Source organism: Ponticaulis koreensis DSM 19734 (genome assembly GCF_000420665.1).
Taxonomy (GTDB): domain Bacteria; phylum Pseudomonadota; class Alphaproteobacteria; order Caulobacterales; family Hyphomonadaceae; genus Ponticaulis; species Ponticaulis koreensis.
In genome coordinates this window covers 1-15,205 of record NZ_ATVJ01000002.1, presented here as the reverse complement: position 1 = coordinate 15,205, position 15,205 = coordinate 1, and the positions used below count along the sequence as shown (strand labels likewise).

13 protein-coding genes and 1 tRNA gene are annotated in these 15,205 nt (G+C 54.4%); 7 read left to right on the top strand and 7 right to left on the bottom strand.

The genetic code is table 11. From position 1 onward, the window contains the following. Positions 1–53: 53 nt before the first annotated feature. From G523_RS0111885 to G523_RS0111870, 3 genes are all read left to right on the top strand, one after another. Positions 54–1,580 (top strand): sodium:solute symporter family transporter, encoded by a 1,527-nt coding sequence (locus G523_RS0111885; RefSeq protein WP_233347298.1) that lies wholly within the window; start codon positions 54–56, stop codon positions 1,578–1,580. A gap of 458 nt (positions 1,581–2,038) precedes the next feature. Then, positions 2,039–4,096, top strand: coding sequence for a 3-hydroxyacyl-CoA dehydrogenase NAD-binding domain-containing protein (locus G523_RS0111875; protein WP_022695290.1), 2,058 nt, complete (start codon positions 2,039–2,041; stop codon positions 4,094–4,096). Between the two features lie 152 nt (positions 4,097–4,248). Continuing rightward, the gene (locus G523_RS0111870; protein ID WP_022695289.1) at positions 4,249–5,487 is read left to right on the top strand and encodes an acetyl-CoA C-acetyltransferase; all 1,239 of its coding nucleotides are present in this window, start codon (positions 4,249–4,251) and stop codon (positions 5,485–5,487) included. Positions 5,488–5,718: 231 nt separating this feature from the next. Here G523_RS0111870 and G523_RS0111865 read toward each other — a convergent pair. The 4 genes from G523_RS0111865 to G523_RS19135 all read right to left on the bottom strand — a co-directional run bounded on the left by G523_RS0111865 (position 5,719) and on the right by G523_RS19135 (position 8,735). Beyond that, positions 5,719–5,805 (bottom strand) — tRNA-Leu (locus G523_RS0111865). A 79-nt stretch (positions 5,806–5,884) separates the two neighbouring features. Continuing rightward, entirely contained in the window at positions 5,885–7,096 is a 1,212-nt protein-coding gene (locus G523_RS0111860) for an acetyl-CoA C-acetyltransferase (protein WP_022695288.1), read from the bottom strand. 15 nt (positions 7,097–7,111) lie between these two features. Continuing rightward, complete coding sequence (locus G523_RS0111855) at positions 7,112–7,891, bottom strand: enoyl-CoA hydratase (RefSeq protein ID WP_022695287.1); 780 nt, start codon at positions 7,889–7,891, stop codon at positions 7,112–7,114. Positions 7,892–7,976: 85 nt separating this feature from the next. Further along, positions 7,977–8,735, bottom strand: coding sequence for a competence/damage-inducible protein A (locus G523_RS19135; RefSeq protein WP_022695286.1), 759 nt, complete (start codon positions 8,733–8,735; stop codon positions 7,977–7,979). A gap of 140 nt (positions 8,736–8,875) precedes the next feature. Here G523_RS19135 and map point away from each other — a divergent pair, with 140 nt between their 5' ends. The 4 genes from map (at position 8,876) to G523_RS0111830 (ending at position 13,441) form a co-directional block, all read left to right on the top strand. Continuing rightward, positions 8,876–9,691, top strand: a complete 816-nt coding sequence (map, locus tag G523_RS0111845; RefSeq protein ID WP_022695285.1) for a type I methionyl aminopeptidase — start codon at positions 8,876–8,878, stop codon at positions 9,689–9,691. Positions 9,692–9,711: 20 nt separating this feature from the next. Next, entirely contained in the window at positions 9,712–10,449 is a 738-nt protein-coding gene (radC, locus tag G523_RS19130) for a RadC family protein (RefSeq protein ID WP_022695284.1), read from the top strand. Between the two features lie 115 nt (positions 10,450–10,564). After that, the gene (locus G523_RS19125) at positions 10,565–11,974 is read left to right on the top strand and encodes a spinster family MFS transporter (protein ID WP_022695283.1); all 1,410 of its coding nucleotides are present in this window, start codon (positions 10,565–10,567) and stop codon (positions 11,972–11,974) included. A 9-nt stretch (positions 11,975–11,983) separates the two neighbouring features. Continuing rightward, entirely contained in the window at positions 11,984–13,441 is a 1,458-nt protein-coding gene (locus G523_RS0111830; RefSeq protein ID WP_022695282.1) for a spinster family MFS transporter, read from the top strand. Here G523_RS0111830 and G523_RS19120 read toward each other — a convergent pair. The 3 genes from G523_RS19120 to G523_RS19115 form a co-directional block, all read right to left on the bottom strand. Further along, on the bottom strand, positions 13,431–13,838 hold the full coding sequence (locus G523_RS19120) for a YbaN family protein (protein ID WP_022695281.1): 408 nt from the start codon (positions 13,836–13,838) through the stop codon (positions 13,431–13,433). The genes G523_RS0111830 and G523_RS19120 overlap by 11 nt on opposite strands. Beyond that, positions 13,835–14,704, bottom strand: a complete 870-nt coding sequence (locus G523_RS0111820; RefSeq protein WP_022695280.1) for an NnrU family protein — start codon at positions 14,702–14,704, stop codon at positions 13,835–13,837. The genes G523_RS19120 and G523_RS0111820 overlap by 4 nt, the downstream gene beginning before the upstream one ends. A 245-nt stretch (positions 14,705–14,949) precedes the next feature. Next, positions 14,950–15,205, bottom strand: a 256-nt coding sequence (locus G523_RS19115) for an EF-Tu C-terminal domain-related protein (protein ID WP_033233182.1), incomplete at its 5' end; no start/stop codon positions are given.

The following is a 15,205-nucleotide window of genomic DNA, read 5'->3' as shown; positions in this document are numbered from 1 at the left end:
TGGCTACGCTCACACTGTTAGACTGGAGTGTGATCGCGGGGTATTTCGCGATCGTGATCATAATTGGCTGGGTCGTCAGCCGTAATATGAAAAGCGGAGAGGATCTGTTTCTTGCAGGTCGCTCCCTGGGTTTCGCGACGATCGGGTTTTCGCTCTTCGCGTCCAATATCTCCAGTACGACATTAATCGGTGTTACAGGCCAAGCCTACTCTTCTGGAATATCCGTCGCGAATTACGAATTAATGGCGGGCATTCTGCTTGCCATTATGGCGTTCACAACAATTCCAGTTTTTCTGAAAATCCGTATTACTACCGTACCCGAATTCTTTGGCCAAAGGTTCGGTCCAACAGCCCAAAAATACATTTCAGGACTCACGCTTTTTCTTACCGTTTTCGTTGACATGGCCGCCAGCATTTATGCAGGCGTTATCGTCTTGCAAGTATTCTTTCCTGGCGCGTCATTCATTCCGCTCTGTCTGGGTCTTGCCGTATTCGCTGGTATTTACACAGCAACCGGAGGCCTGAGGGCAGTCGTATACACAGACGTGCTTCAGGCGATTATTCTGCTTTCAGGCGCAGCGGCGCTGTCCTACCTCATTTACAGTGAATTCGGGTTCGACTGGGAGACGGCAAAGGCAGCCGTTCCTCAAGGCCATATGTCACTTGTGCGCCCTGCTTCTGATGCTGCGCTACCATGGCCCGGCCTCATTATAGGTGTACCTGTACTGGGATGGTTCTACTGGTCAGCCAATCAGTATGTGATCCAGCGGGTTCTAGCTGCAAAAAACAGCGATGCTGCACGTCAGGGGGCAAGCTTTGCAGGCCTCCTAAAGATTCTTCCGCTGCTTCTTTTGGCCATCCCTGGCGCCCTTGCCGTGCCTCTGCTTGAGCCGCTTGATAATAGCGACCTAGTCTTTCCTACTCTGATTTCGGAATACCTACCGGCAGGCCTGACCGGGCTTGTACTGGCAGGCCTGATCGCGGCCATTATGTCCACAATTGATTCAACACTTAACTCTGCATCCACACTGGTCCTATATGATTTTGTAAACGTGAAGGAGCGTGGCTGGTCCGACAAGACCATTTTACGTATTGGTCGCTTCACCACCTGCGGACTTATTGTCATCGCAGCTTTCTGGCCACTTGTAATCAGAGAGTTTCCCGGCGTATTCAACTATATCCAGCAAGTGTTTGGTTATGCTGTTCCGCCTGTAGTCGCAGTATTCCTGGTGGCACTATTCTGGAAAGGAACTACGCGTAGCGGCGTCCTGATTACACTTCTGACAGGCCATATAGCTGGCGGAGGTATTTTCGTATGGCGCGCAGCTCATTCTACTGCGGATGCATCAGATGGTCTGCCTCATTTCACTATCGTTGCTGGCCTGACCATGATTGCCAGCCTGTTTCTTTGTATTGCAATCAGTGCCCTAGATAAAAATAAGCCAGTCAATGCAGACAGTGTCTGGCATCCAACCAATATGGCGCCGGAAACCAAAGTCACGTCAATTTTCGCCGATTATCGTTATCAGGCTGTAGGTGTGCTTATCCTCACACTGCTGGTGATCTGGCTGTTTCGCTAGGGCTTAGAGTCAGACACATGCTGTATTACTCTTGAAATATAATTTCGCGCACCTCCAAGACTGACAAAATGCAGCACCATCCTCCAGCCTGACGCTCGCATGACGACCGGGCTCGAAAACCATTCCCCGGTCCGCATATTTAAGGTCCGTATCGCTCATTATGTTCTTGTTATGTTCTTTTCCTGCATAACGAGTCAAGCTAGGGTTTCTGCCCTTTTCGCTTTTCCACACAAACATGTGAGACGCCCCGCAAAGCCCCGAAAACACGGGCCGCGCAAAAGAATTGCGCCTATGCCTTTAAAGCATGCAGCTCTGAGGCAAATAAATTCGGCATCAAGCCCAAGTTTTTGGTTTATTTGTCGCTTACATGGGGATAGCACCCTATCTAACCTTTCTTGGGGAGAGGTCCGGATGACCGCCATACGGCCACCGGATTTAAGAAACAAAGGAGAACCCGAATGAGTGTCATTACCACTCACAAGGACGGAGAAGTCCTGGTAATCGTTTCCAACAACCCACCAGTGAACGCACTCGGACAAGCTGTCCGTGCTGGCCTGCAGGCTGGTATCGAAGAAGCGCTGGCTGATGACTCCGTGAAGGCAGTCGTGATCCGCTGCGACGGCCGCACATTCTTTGCTGGCGCAGACATCACAGAATTCGGCAAGCCACCGGTTCCTCCTTCCCTGCCAGACGTAATCAACGTCATCGAAGCCAGCACGAAGCCTGTTGTCGCGGCGATCCACGGCACAGCTCTTGGCGGCGGCCTCGAAGTCGCGCTTGGCTGTCACTACCGTGTTGCAGCGAAAACTGCGAAGCTCGGTCTACCGGAAGTGAACCTCGGTATTCTACCCGGCGCCGGTGGCACACAGCGCCTTCCACGTGTTATCGGCGTTGCCGAAGCGCTGAACATGATCGTCACAGGCAAACCTATCAAAGCGTCCCGCGGCGCTGAGAACGGCCTCGTCGACAAGCTGGTCGATGATGCGGACCTCGAAGCCGAAGCAATTGCATTTGCTAAGTCTGTTGCAGGCTCTACTGACCTGCCACGCACAAGTGAGCGTACAGAGAAGCTGAAAGAAGCAGCGGCTGATCCTTCCGTCTTCTCGAACTTCCTTGAAAAGAACGGGCGCAAGATACGCGGTTACGAAGCTCCGATAGCATGTATCGAAGCTGTCAAAGCGGCTGTGAACCTGCCAATCGAAGAAGGCCTCAAGAAAGAGCGCGAACTCTTCATGAAGCTCGTTTCCGGCACACAATCTGCTGCTCTGCGTCACGCATTCTTCGCTGAGCGCGCAGCATCCAAAATCGACGATATCCCTAAGGATACACCGCTGATCGACATCAAGAAGGTCGGTATTCTCGGCGCTGGCACCATGGGTGGCGGCATCGCGATGAACTTCCTGTCTGCTGGTATTCCGGTCACCATCCTTGAGCGCGAAGAAGCAGCTCTGGAACGCGGCGTCGGCATCATCCGCAAGAACTACGAGAACTCTGCAAAGCGCGGTCGTATGACTGAAGAGCAGGTCGAGAAAGCAATGTCGCTTCTCACACCTACGCTCAAAATGGACGACCTGGCTGATTGTGACCTCGTGATCGAAGCTGTCTTCGAGCTGATGTCCATCAAGAAAGACGTCTTCGGCAACCTCGATAAGGTTGTGAAGAAAGGCGCGATCCTCGCATCTAATACGTCTTACCTGAACGTCGACGAGATCGCAGCGTGCACATCACGTCCGGAAGATGTTGTGGGTCTCCACTTCTTCTCTCCAGCGAACATCATGAAACTTCTCGAGATCGTTCGTGGCGAGAAAACATCCGACACTGTTCTGGCGACCTCTATGGCTCTGGCCAAGAAGATCGGCAAAGTCGCTGTTGTCGCAGGCGTATGCCACGGCTTCATCGGCAACCGTATGCTGGCCAAGCGTCAACAACAGGGCCAGCAAATGCTTCTTGAAGGCGCGAAGCCTTGGGATTGTGACCGCGTTCTCACTGAATTCGGCATGCCTATGGGCCCATTCCAGATGGCTGACCTTGCCGGTCTCGACATTGGCTGGGATCCGGAAAAGACCTCTTCTTCCACAGTTCGCGAAGTGCTTTGCGAGCGTGGCCGTCGCGGTCAGAAAACCGGTAAAGGCTTTTACGACTATGACGAAGCTCGCCGCGGCACACCGTCTGCAGAAACCGAAGAGATCATCAATTCCTTCATCGAGAAATCTGGCAACACACCACGCCAGATCGACGATCAGGAAATCCTCGAGCGTCTGCTCTACCCGATGGTCAATGAAGGTGCGAAAATCCTCGAAGAAGGCATGGCTCAACGTGCGTCAGACATCGATGTCGTCTGGATGAACGGTTACGGCTGGCCTCCTTACACCGGCGGCCCGATGTTCTGGGCGGACACTGTCGGCCTCGACGTTATTCTGGCTGGCCTTGAGAAGCACGCTGACAAGTTCGGCGAAGAAGTCACCATCTCCCAGCTTCTCCGCGACAAGGTCGCTAAAGGCGAGAAATTCAACTGATCTGACGGTCAGTTTCAAACATTCAGAGAAGGCCCGCTAACCCGCGGGCCTTTTTCTTTGCCCCCTGCCTTTACGTCACGGATTGATCGGGCGTGAAATTTCCCCAACACTTTCCGCGCACGTAAAGACAAACACCATACGGGGAAGAAACGATGCCTGAAGCTTATATTATTGATGCCTGCCGGACACCGCGCGGCGTGGGTAAGGTCGGAAAAGGCGCTCTTGCCGAATTCCACCCTCAACATCTGGGCGCGACGGTCCTCAAAGCTCTTGCCGAGCGCAATAATCTGAAGACTGAAGACGTCGATGACATCATCTGGGGCACATCCTCACAACGCGGCAAACAGGGCGCTGACCTTGGCCGTATGTCTGCTCTACTGGCGGGATATGATCTCAAAGCCTCTGGCGTTACGCTGGACCGCTTCTGCGGCTCTGGCATCTCTACCGTGAACATGGCTGCAGCTTCTATCATGTCCGGCATGGAAGACCTCGTTATCGCAGGCGGTACAGAAATGATGAGCTACACCGCCTCCAGTGCAGAACCAGGCAAACTTCCGCTTCTCGATGCGGACAACCCTGCCCTTCGCGCCCTGCGCCCACAATCTAATCAGGGCGTCTGTGCAGACGCGATTGCGACGATGGAAGGCATCACCCGCGAGGACACTGAAGCCCTCGCTGTAGAGAGCCAGAAACGCGCTGCACGCGCCATCGAAGAAGGCCGTTTCGATAAATCGCTGGTGCCCGTCTATCACGAGGATGGCAGCGTCGCGCTCGACAAGGAAGAATTCCCACGCCCTAGCACGACCATGGAAAGCCTTGCAGGCCTCAAGCCTGCCTTCACAATGCTCGCGGACATTCCCGTCGACGAAGACGGCAACACATATCGTTCGCTGATCAACAAGGTGTATCCGGATCTCGACATTCAGCACATCCACCATGCGGGCAACTCATCCGGCGTTGTCGATGGCTCGGGCGCGGTTCTTCTCGCCTCTCCGTCCTACGCCGCAAAGCAAGGCTGGAAGCCACGCGCAAAAATCGTCGCGATGGCGAATATGGGCGACTGCCCGACCCTCATGCTAAATGCACCGGTCGCCGCGGCGAAGAAAGTGCTCGGCAAGGCAGGCCTCACCAAAGACGATATCGATGTCTGGGAAATAAACGAGGCGTTTGCCGTCGTCGCTGAGAAGTTCATCCGTGATCTCGAACTCGACCGTGAGAAAGTGAACATCAATGGCGGCGCAATGGCACTGGGCCACCCGATCGGTGCCACAGGCTCCATGCTCATCGGTACAGCTCTGGACGAGCTGGAACGCTCTGGTGGTCGCTATGGCCTTGTCACGATGTGCGCTGCAGGTGGCATGGCGCCAGCCATAGTGATCGAGCGTATATAATCAGACATATCAGCGAAGCCTCTGGCTTTGCCTATATTCAGCGCGGCGTTTGGGTGAAGCTCAGACGCCGTGCTTTTATCTGAATGATCAAATCCATACAGCGGCAGACCTGCCGTCGAGCTTTGCCCGTCCGGCCGGAGCCGCTGTGCGGCGTAGGGCAAATCAGGCACAATTCATCGCGACTTTTGATCCGCTGGATTAAAAGTTTTTGCATAGCAAAACTGCGATGAATGGTGCGGGCAGCCGGACTTGAACCGGCACGACCAAACGGTCAACGGATTTTAAGTCCGGCGCGTCTACCAATTCCGCCATGCCCGCAACAGGCGACCTTATTATCGGACTCGGATAAAAAGTGCAGCCCCTTTTTCTCAAAAAGGGCTGCGCTTTGATGTTTTGACTATTCGACGCGTTCAAAAATCGCAGCGAGGCCCTGACCACCCCCAATACACATGGTTTCGAGGCCGTATTTAGCTTCGCGGCGATCCATCTCACGCAGGAGCGTTGTGAGGATACGAACGCCTGTCGCGCCAACCGGGTGACCGAGCGAGATACCAGAACCGTTCACGTTGATACGGTCGAAGTCGTCGCCTTCAAGGCCAAGCGCTGTCGTGCAGCCAAGAACTTGCGCCGCGAACGCTTCGTTGAGCTCGATCAGGTCCATGTCAGCAAGCGTCAGACCAGCACGCTCAAGCGCGCCGAGGCTGGACTTAACCGGGCCAATACCCATGACAGCCGGACCAACACCCGCAAGGCCCCATGACTTCATGCGAGCCATTGGTTTGATGCCGTGCTTTTCAGCCATCTCGCGTGTCATGATGAGGCATGCCGCTGCGCCATCATTCTGACCTGAGGCGTTACCAGCAGTAACTGTAGACTCCGGATCAATCTTAGAGCGGATCGCACGGAGCTTCGCCAGAGACTCAAGGTTTGAATCGTGGCGGATGTGCTCATCCTTATCGACAACGATGTCGCCTTTACGGTTTGGCACGGTGATCGGAACAATCTCTTGCGCGAACTTGCCTTCGGCTGCCGCAGCCGCTGCACGCTTGTGCGAACGAACTGCAAGCTCGTCCTGTGCCTCACGGGACACATTGTATTCTTTGCGAAGGTTCTCGGCGGTTTCGATCATACCGCCTTCAACAGGATAGTTGTCACCACCCGCAGTAACACGGCCACGCGTGAGACCGTCATGCATCATCACGCCCGGCGCGCCTGCACCCCAGCGCATATCCACGCTGTAGAAAGGCGCGCGAGACATGGACTCAGCACCGCCTGCGATCACACAATCCATACCGCCGGATGCTACCTGCATCACACCGTTGATCACAGCCTGCAGGCCAGAACCACAACGACGGTCGATCTGATAGCCACACGCAGTAACTGGAAGGCCAGCGTTCAGGGAGACAACACGACCGAAAGCTGGTGCGTCCATTGTCGGATAGCAGTTTGCGAAGAGCACATCTTCAACCAGCTCACCCGGAAGCTTTGTTGTTTCCATGATTTGCTTCACGACAGCAGTCGCAAGCTTTTCTGGAGCTACATTCTTGAACCCGCCCGCAAACGCGCCAACCGGCGTGCGAAGCGGCTCACATATTACAACGTCTCTCATTTCATCGTCCTCGATTTATTTGTTCAGGGTCCGGCCGCGTTCTGTGACGGCCTTACGCGCTTCCTCGACGCTTTCTGCTGAAACGCTTTTCGCATGCTCAGCGGACCGGCGAATTTCCTCCTTCAGCGCGTCTCCGAACGGCATTGCGAAGCCGTCATCAATGAGCGCCTTGTATTTTTTTAGCAGCACAGGCTGCGTCTTGGTCATGTCTTCGGCCATTTGCAGAGCTGCAGGCACCAGTTCTTCCGGCTGATAAACGCGGTTCACAAGGCCCCAACGCTCGGCTGTCTCAGCATCAAGGAAGTTACCTGTGAAAGAGAGTTCTTTCGCGCGAGACGTACCGATCAGACGGCACAGCTTCTGAGAAAGCCCCCAGCCTGGAACGATGCCGACGTGTGCGTGCGTGTCAGCAAAACGTGCGTTGGTAGACGCAAGCAGCACGTCACACATCAGAGCCAGCTCAAAGCCACCCGTGATGGCATAGCCGTTGATCGCACCGATGATCGGCCACGGATAGTTGCCGAGTGATTTCGCCATATCAATGTTGCCGCCATCAGCGCCCAGCGCAAAACCTGTCTGACCAGCTTCTTTGAGGTCAACGCCCGCGGTGAACGCCTTATCGCCAGAGCCGGTGAGCACAACAGCGCGCACGCTATCATCTTCAGCCAGTTTATCGAATGTTTCGCAGATCGCTTCACGCAGCGCGCGGCTGAGTGCGTTGCGGGCTTCAGGACGGTTCAGCGTAACAAGCGCAACCGCGCCTTTCTTCTCAACAAGAATGACGTTTTCAGACATGCAGTCTCCCCTCGACAGAATTTATATTGTGCTTTGCAGCGTCAATGAGCGTAGCACCGCTTCAGGTCAAGTGTAGCGACCTATTCTAATCGCCTGCAACCGGCTCGAAACCGGCATCTTTGATCATTTTCGCTACGGCTTGCATTGCAGCATCCAGCGCGGTTTCGTCAGCAGAACGGACGACAATATTCACGCCGCTATCCTTCGGGCCGCCATACCATGGATAAGATCCAATAGATGTGTCCGGATGTTCTTCAGCGACTTTGCTCAGATAGGCTGCAACGTCGCCTTCGCGCATGCCTTTAGCCCGCAGATTGGCTGACTTGATGACCTCACCACCCTCAAGGCGCGGCCCGACATCTTCGAGCATGGCGCGCGCAATCGAAGGTACGCCAGCCATGACGAACACGTTGCCGAGCTGGAAGCCGGGCGCACCGGACACCGGATTTTTAATGAGAGACGCACTTTCAGGAATACGCGCCATACGCATACGCGCTTCGGTCAGCTCTACCCCTGTCTGCTCATACCGTTCGCGAATGATAGCCAGCGCGTCGTCACGCACATCAATATCATCGCCAAAGGCCTTGGCGACGCAGTCAGCTGTTATGTCATCATGGGTTGGGCCAATGCCGCCCGTCGTGAACACGTAGTCGTATGCCTCGCGCAACGCATTCACAGCGGCAACAATCGCGCTCTCATCATCTGACACAATCCGCGCTTCGGCGACCTGAATGCCAATTGGCGCTAGGAAACCGGCAATGTTCTGGAGGTTGATGTCGCGCGTCCGACCGGACAGCAATTCATCACCAATGAGCAGAACAGCCGCAGTCTTTCGTTGAGTCATGATGGTTTCGTCCCATATGTGTAGTGACACGCTATCCGACTTTTACTTTCAGTGCATAGACACGTATTAAGTTTGGCGGATAACGACGCACAATCAGAGATACTGTGATATAAAGCGCCCGCATACTTAACAAGGAGCCCATGTTGGAAATCGAAGCTGACCTCGTAAAACGCGTAGACGGAATCCGGATACATACGCCGGAAGACTTTGAAGGCATGCGTAAAGCAGGTCGCGTCGCCGCTTCATGTCTCGATATGCTGGTTCCTGAAGTGAAGCCGGGTGTCACGACGGGTCACCTCGATGATCTGATCCGCGAGTTTGTTCTCGATAATGGCGCAGCTTCAGCGACCATCGGCTATCGCGGGTATCGTCACGCATCCTGTATTTCCCACAACCACGTGGTTTGCCACGGCATTCCGGGCGACCGCGTGCTGAAGGAAGGCGATATTGCCAATATCGACGTGACGGTTGTCGTCGACGGCTGGCATGGCGACACGTCCCGCATGTATGGCGTTGGCGAGGTCAAACGCCGCGCAAGCCGCCTGATGGACCTTACCTATCAAGCCATGATGGCTGGTATTGAGGCTGTGAAACCGGGCGCCCGCGTTGGTGATATCGGCGCGGCAATCACGGAACTCGCGCACAAGAACCGCCTTTCCGTGGTTGAAGACTTCTGCGGTCATGGCCTCGGTCAGGTCTTCCATGATGAACCGAATGTGGTTCACTCTGCGCGCGCTGGCACGGGTGCAGAACTTCGCCCTGGCATGTTCTTTACCATCGAACCGATGCTAAACCTCGGCAAGAAAGACACCTACATCCTGAATGATGGCTGGACGGCTGTCACACGCGACAAATCACTCTCCGCCCAGTTTGAACACTCCATTGCGGTGACAGAAGACGGATATGAAATCTTCACCACATCCCCAGCTGGTCTCCACACGCCTCATACGGCGTAAGTCCTGATCAGAGTTCTGCGATGAAGGATGCGCCCGGCCCTCCCCTGTTTCCTGAACAGAATTCGTCGCAGAAGCCGGAAAAAGACGTTCCGCATTATCACGGTCATCGAGACCGCCTGCGCCAGAAGTTTGTTGAAACAGACGGCGCAGGGCTGGCTGACTATGAAATGCTGGAGCTGCTTCTATGCGGTTTCATTCCTCGAAAAGACGTAAAGCCCATCGCCAAGAGCCTGCTGACGCGCTTTGGCTCGCTCTCTGCCGTGTTTGCCGCCTCTCCGAAAACACTCCAATCAGTAGATGGAATAGGTGAAACGCTCTCTATCTACCTGAAGACCGTCCATCACCTTCATCTTCGTGCGACGGCGCAAGAGCTGAACGGGCGTGAAGTCCTCTCCTCATGGCAGAAGGTGCAGGACTATGTTCGCGTTCGCCTTCAGCACGATGAGATCGAATCGTTCCGTGTTCTGTTCCTTGATCGGAAAAACTGTCTGATCAGCGATGAAGAACTCGGCCGTGGCACGGTCGATCACGCACCGGTTTACCCACGGGAAATTGCCAAACGGGTTCTCGAGCTCTCCTCAAGTTCAATTATTCTGGTCCATAATCATCCAAGCGGAGATCCGACACCATCTCGCGCGGATATTAGTATGACGAGAGAAATCATAGATGTTCTGGACTCTCTGGAAGTACAGGTGCACGATCATCTTGTTGTTGGACGACAAGGCGTTACCAGCATGCGTGCTGCAGGTCTGATTTGACACAATAGCTGCCGCCTTTCAGGCAAAATGGCTTGCGTGAGTAAGATTTGAGAGTAACGTCCACACTGCACATGAATATACTAAACAACACCCAAGTTGTCGGGGAGGACAATTAATGAGTGATTCAACGGCTGCGCCGAGCGCGGGGCACCTGACCGGTTTCGGTTCCAAGGGGTACAGGACCTTCGTCCTTCTCACACTCACTTTCGTTTACACACTGAACTTTGTTGACCGAATTCTGATCTCAGTTGTCGGTCGCCCTATCATCGATGAATTCCAGCTTTCGAATTTTGAGTTTGGTATTCTGACCGGTTTCGGGTTCGCTGTTCTCTACACGTTTTTAGGTATTCCAATCGCCAGTCTTTCCGAACGTGTAAACCGCGTCCGCATCATTGGCGTCTGCGTCATCCTTTGGTCGGTCGCGACCATGCTCTGTGGCTTCACTGTCGGGTTCATCACTTTACTCGGTGCACGTATTCTCGTCGGGATCGGTGAGGCTGGCTGTACGCCTCCTGCAAACTCTCTGATTTCAGATTACTACAAGCCCTCTTCTCGTGCCACGGCACTCGGTATTTATGCTGTGGGTGTAACAGCAGGTGGTCTTCTCGCTCAGCTATTTGGTGGCTCTCTTCTCAACTTCTTCACCTGGCGCGAGGCTTTCATCTTTGTGGGTGCACCCGGCGTCGTCATCGGTATCATTGTACTCTTTGCGATCAAAGAACCTCCACGCGGGTATTCTGATCCCCCAAACGCCTCTCATAAAGAGACGTTGCCATTCGGCAAAGCGTTGAAAGAAATCTTCAGCAAACCGACCTTCTGGATCATGTCGGCGGGCGCAACCATCGCCGCGTTTGCTGGCTACGCCCTGATTGGCTTCCAGCCACTCTACATCCAGTACGTTAAAGGCATCAGCACTGGCGATACAGCGCTCCTGTATATGGCCCCAATCGCCGTAGCAGGCTCCGTAGGCGCATTCCTTGGCGGATGGCTCACAGAGATGGCCAGCAAAAAGTCTGCAACAGCGATTTGCTGGGTTCCGGGCGTTGCGCATCTTATCTGCGCGCCAATCTATGCCTTCTCATTTCTGATTGGCGGGCTGATGCCAATGCTAATCATGATGATGGTCGGCGCTGCGCTTCAGTACTTCTATCTCGGCTCTCAGTACAACATTGCACAATCAGTTGTAAGCGTTCGCGCACGTGCCACATCTGTTGCCGTATTGCTCTTTATCGTGAACCTGATCGGTTACGGGGCCGGCCCCCCATTCTTCGGTTTGCTGGCAGACATGTTTACAAACAACTTCTTCGCGGCAGCCGATCTCGCTGGTCTCGATTCAACCTGCTCCCTCGCGCAGGGTACAGAAGAAGAGATTGCTCAGTGTCTGGAAGGTAAATCCTACGGTATCCGCTGGGCGAACTTCTCGGCAGCCTGTCTTTTTGCGGTGGCAGGGGTCTTCTTCCTGCTTTCCGGTCTGACGATCAAGAAAGACTCAACCACGCTTGCTGCGGCGCCGGCACAGGCTTAAAGCCCAGTCATGGCTTCGGAAGAAAAAACAGCGGTAGGGTTTGGAAGCAAACCCTACCGTTCGTATGTTCTCGGCTCGCTTCTGGTCGTGTACATATTCAACTTCATTGACCGTTCCATCATCAACATTCTGACTGAGCCCATTAAGCTCGCTTTTGAAGTTGAAGACTGGCAGATGGGCCTGCTCGGCGGTCCGGCCTTTGCCTTCATGTATACCTTTCTCGGCATTCCGATTGCGCGGCTTGCAGAGCGGTTTAACCGGGTCTGGATCATTGCGCTCTCTGTAGCTTTCTGGAGCCTGATGACCGCACTTTGCGGTGTGGCAGGGTCTTTCCTGATGCTCTTCCTGTTCCGCGTCGGGGTCAGCATCGGCGAGGCTGGATGTACACCGCCGTCTCAGAGCCTCATGTCAGACTATTATAGCCCGAAGACGCGAAGCACTGCTGCCTCCGTTTACGCACTCGGTGTACCCATCGGCACGATGCTGGCAGCGATTTTCGGCGGCACGATTGCTGAACAACTGACAGGCCCTGCCTTTGGAAGCTTTCTGAATTCGATAGGGCTTGGGTTTATCTCATCAGGGTTTGACTGGGAGAGTGTAGAAGGCTGGCGACTGGCGTTTATCGTTGTAGGCCTGCCAGGGATCCTTATAGCCCTGCTCGTGAAACTCACGGTAAAAGAGCCACCGCGCGGTTTCACAGACCCTGCACTCGCGCAAACGACTGAGCATGTGAGCTTCATTTCCACGCTGAAGCTTCTGCTCGGCAAACCAACTTACGTGCACATTGTTCTGGGCGCGACCGTGACGGTTTTCGCGAACTATGCGCTAAACCAGTTCACAGTATCGTTCTTCCGACGCACGCATAGCCTGAGCCAACAGGATGCATCTCTTCTCTTCGGGATCATCCTTGGCGGCATGGCCGCGATCGGTGTATTTGCCTCCGGGTATCTTGCCGACAAGCTGAGAGAACGTCATCCAACCGCACTGACATGGATACCGGGGATCGCGCTGATTGCCTCAACCCCGCTATATGTCATCGGTTTCCTGACGAATAATATCTGGATTGCCGTGCCACCGCTAATGGCCGCGGCGTGCCTGCATTACTTCTATCTGGGACCGATGTACGCCATTGCTGGCGGTGTCGTGGACAGTCGCTCACGGGCGACCTCAGTGGCGCTATCACTCTTTTCCATGAACCTGTTGGGCTATGGCCTCGGACCGCCTCTCATCGGTGGTCTGTCGACCTTCCTGAACGCACAATTCCTGAAAGGCTCTGCAGACGAACTCACGCTGGACGCTTGCCGTGATATGAGCAGCCTTGCAGACGCGCAGGCGGTTTTGTGTGGATCGGCGAACGCTGACGGCCTTCAATGGTCCATGATTGTGTTCTCATGTGCTTATGCGTGGGCGGGCATCCATTATGTGCTTGCACGTCGCCACTTCAAGAAGGACATGATCAGTCTTTAGTGTCTGGCGGAGACGGTACAGGTGGCGGGCCGTCAGGCCTCGTAAAAATAAAAGTTCCCGATCCGATAAGGATCGGGATCTGGACCGCGAGCGTCCATAGCGGCGCCCCCAGAAAATAGGAGAGAAACGGCGCTGCAACCAGGCATACGCCAGCGGTATATTTGGCTCTCTTACCGATAGCCCCGTGCTGGCTCCAATTGGTCAGGAGTGGGCCGAACCATTTATGCTCGTGAAGCCAGCGATTAAGTCGTTCAGATGAGCGAGCAAAGCAAAAGGCCGCCAGCAACAAGAACGGCGTGGTTGGTACCAGCGGCAGAAACACTCCGACGAAAGCAAGTCCCGTAAAGAAAAGGCCCGCAGAGAGCCAGAAAAGCCGGATGATCGGGTTACGCGTCATCCGGACGTCGCCAGTGCAAGCGGATATACGCCGAACAGAACTGGATGGAGCGCGATCAAACCTGCAATCAGCGCCAGACTAAGAAGCCATCGGATTGTTACACGTAACGGGTTATTCACGCGGCGCATTATAGTGAGCGGATTGGGCCAGAAGGATGTCTTTTCTGTCATCAGGCTCCAGGTCTGTTCGCCCATGGCCTTCTTATGGCGCCGGTCCATGGACACAGCACCAAGCAGCGCAAAAGCAGTCTGAACCAGAAAAAAGAGCATGAGCGCAAAACTGCCATTCGCCAGCGTGTGACCTGCCCCCCAGAACGCGAGCCCGAAAAGCGCCGGATGCCGCGTGAGACGCAGAATACCCGGCTCCTCGGCCTGATATGCGCCCCCTGATCCGAACACAGAAAACGGATTGGCAACACCGACACCAAACACAAACAGAATAACCCCGATAAGGATCAGCATGAGCGCCAACCCGTGTTGCCACGGCTCGCTCGACCATAAAGGCACGACAGGTGCTCTCACAGCTTCCCACACAAGCCAACCGAGCATGACAAGAGACACACCGGAGAACGCGATCCTGAATCCGCTATCGCCCAGCACCGCCTTCAACCGGGAACTGACCGGTTTGATAGCCATGAGAACGTGACTGACAGGAAACAGGATCATCGCAGCGATATAGGGCGCCCAATCCTTCAGAGAGACATCTGCTCCTGCCCCGCGCTTCCACAACAGGAAGAGAGGAATCCATATCAAGGTCAGCGTGATCGTCCCTTTGATGGCCTGATAGGCAATCCAGAGCCAGAACATACGGGCTTTATTGTCCTTGATGAACTGAATGGCTCTCGCAACTGGCGTAAATGCTGACATCTGGCTCTCGCCGGCTCCCTGAATCTATGTCCAATCGTCATAATCGGTTCGGACGTTGAGGCATATAGCCAGACACAAAAAAGCCCGCTCGGATGAGCGGGCTTGTTCTTGATCAGGTTTGTCCTCGCTAAGCTACGCTTCGCATAGAACGTGCTCAGGGCTGCTCACACTAAATTTAGATCTGAGCGGCAGCCTTGAGCCTGTTTCATGTGATTGCTTCAGCAATCACGGAAACGAATAGAAACCTATTCGATAACTTTAGACACAACGCCTGAACCAACAGTACGGCCACCTTCACGGATAGCGAAGCGGAGCTTCTCTTCCATAGCAACCGGCTGGATCAGCTCAACGTTCAGCTTAACGTTGTCGCCTGGCATAACCATTTCCGTGCCGTCCTGAAGCGTAACAACACCTGTCACGTCAGTTGTACGGAAGTAGAATTGTGGACGGTAGTTAGAGAAGAATGGTGTGTGACGACCACCCTCTTCTTTCGTCAGAATG

What these genes read in the sequence shown, in the direction of transcription:
- G523_RS0111875 (WP_022695290.1), top strand. Translation starts at nt 2,039, where the DNA reads ATGAGTGTCATTACCACTCACAAGGACGGAGAAGTCCTGGTAATCGTT.
- G523_RS0111870 (WP_022695289.1), top strand. Translation starts at nt 4,249, where the DNA reads ATGCCTGAAGCTTATATTATTGATGCCTGCCGGACACCGCGCGGCGTG.
- G523_RS0111860 (WP_022695288.1), bottom strand. Translation starts at nt 7,096, where the DNA reads ATGAGAGACGTTGTAATATGTGAGCCGCTTCGCACGCCGGTTGGCGCG.
- G523_RS0111855 (WP_022695287.1), bottom strand. Translation starts at nt 7,891, where the DNA reads ATGTCTGAAAACGTCATTCTTGTTGAGAAGAAAGGCGCGGTTGCGCTT.
- G523_RS19135 (WP_022695286.1), bottom strand. Translation starts at nt 8,735, where the DNA reads ATGACTCAACGAAAGACTGCGGCTGTTCTGCTCATTGGTGATGAATTG.
- map (WP_022695285.1), top strand. Translation starts at nt 8,876, where the DNA reads ATGTTGGAAATCGAAGCTGACCTCGTAAAACGCGTAGACGGAATCCGG.
- radC (WP_022695284.1), top strand. Translation starts at nt 9,712, where the DNA reads ATGAAGGATGCGCCCGGCCCTCCCCTGTTTCCTGAACAGAATTCGTCG.
- G523_RS19125 (WP_022695283.1), top strand. Translation starts at nt 10,565, where the DNA reads ATGAGTGATTCAACGGCTGCGCCGAGCGCGGGGCACCTGACCGGTTTC.
- G523_RS0111830 (WP_022695282.1), top strand. Translation starts at nt 11,984, where the DNA reads ATGGCTTCGGAAGAAAAAACAGCGGTAGGGTTTGGAAGCAAACCCTAC.
- G523_RS19120 (WP_022695281.1), bottom strand. Translation starts at nt 13,838, where the DNA reads ATGACGCGTAACCCGATCATCCGGCTTTTCTGGCTCTCTGCGGGCCTT.
- G523_RS0111820 (WP_022695280.1), bottom strand. Translation starts at nt 14,704, where the DNA reads ATGTCAGCATTTACGCCAGTTGCGAGAGCCATTCAGTTCATCAAGGAC.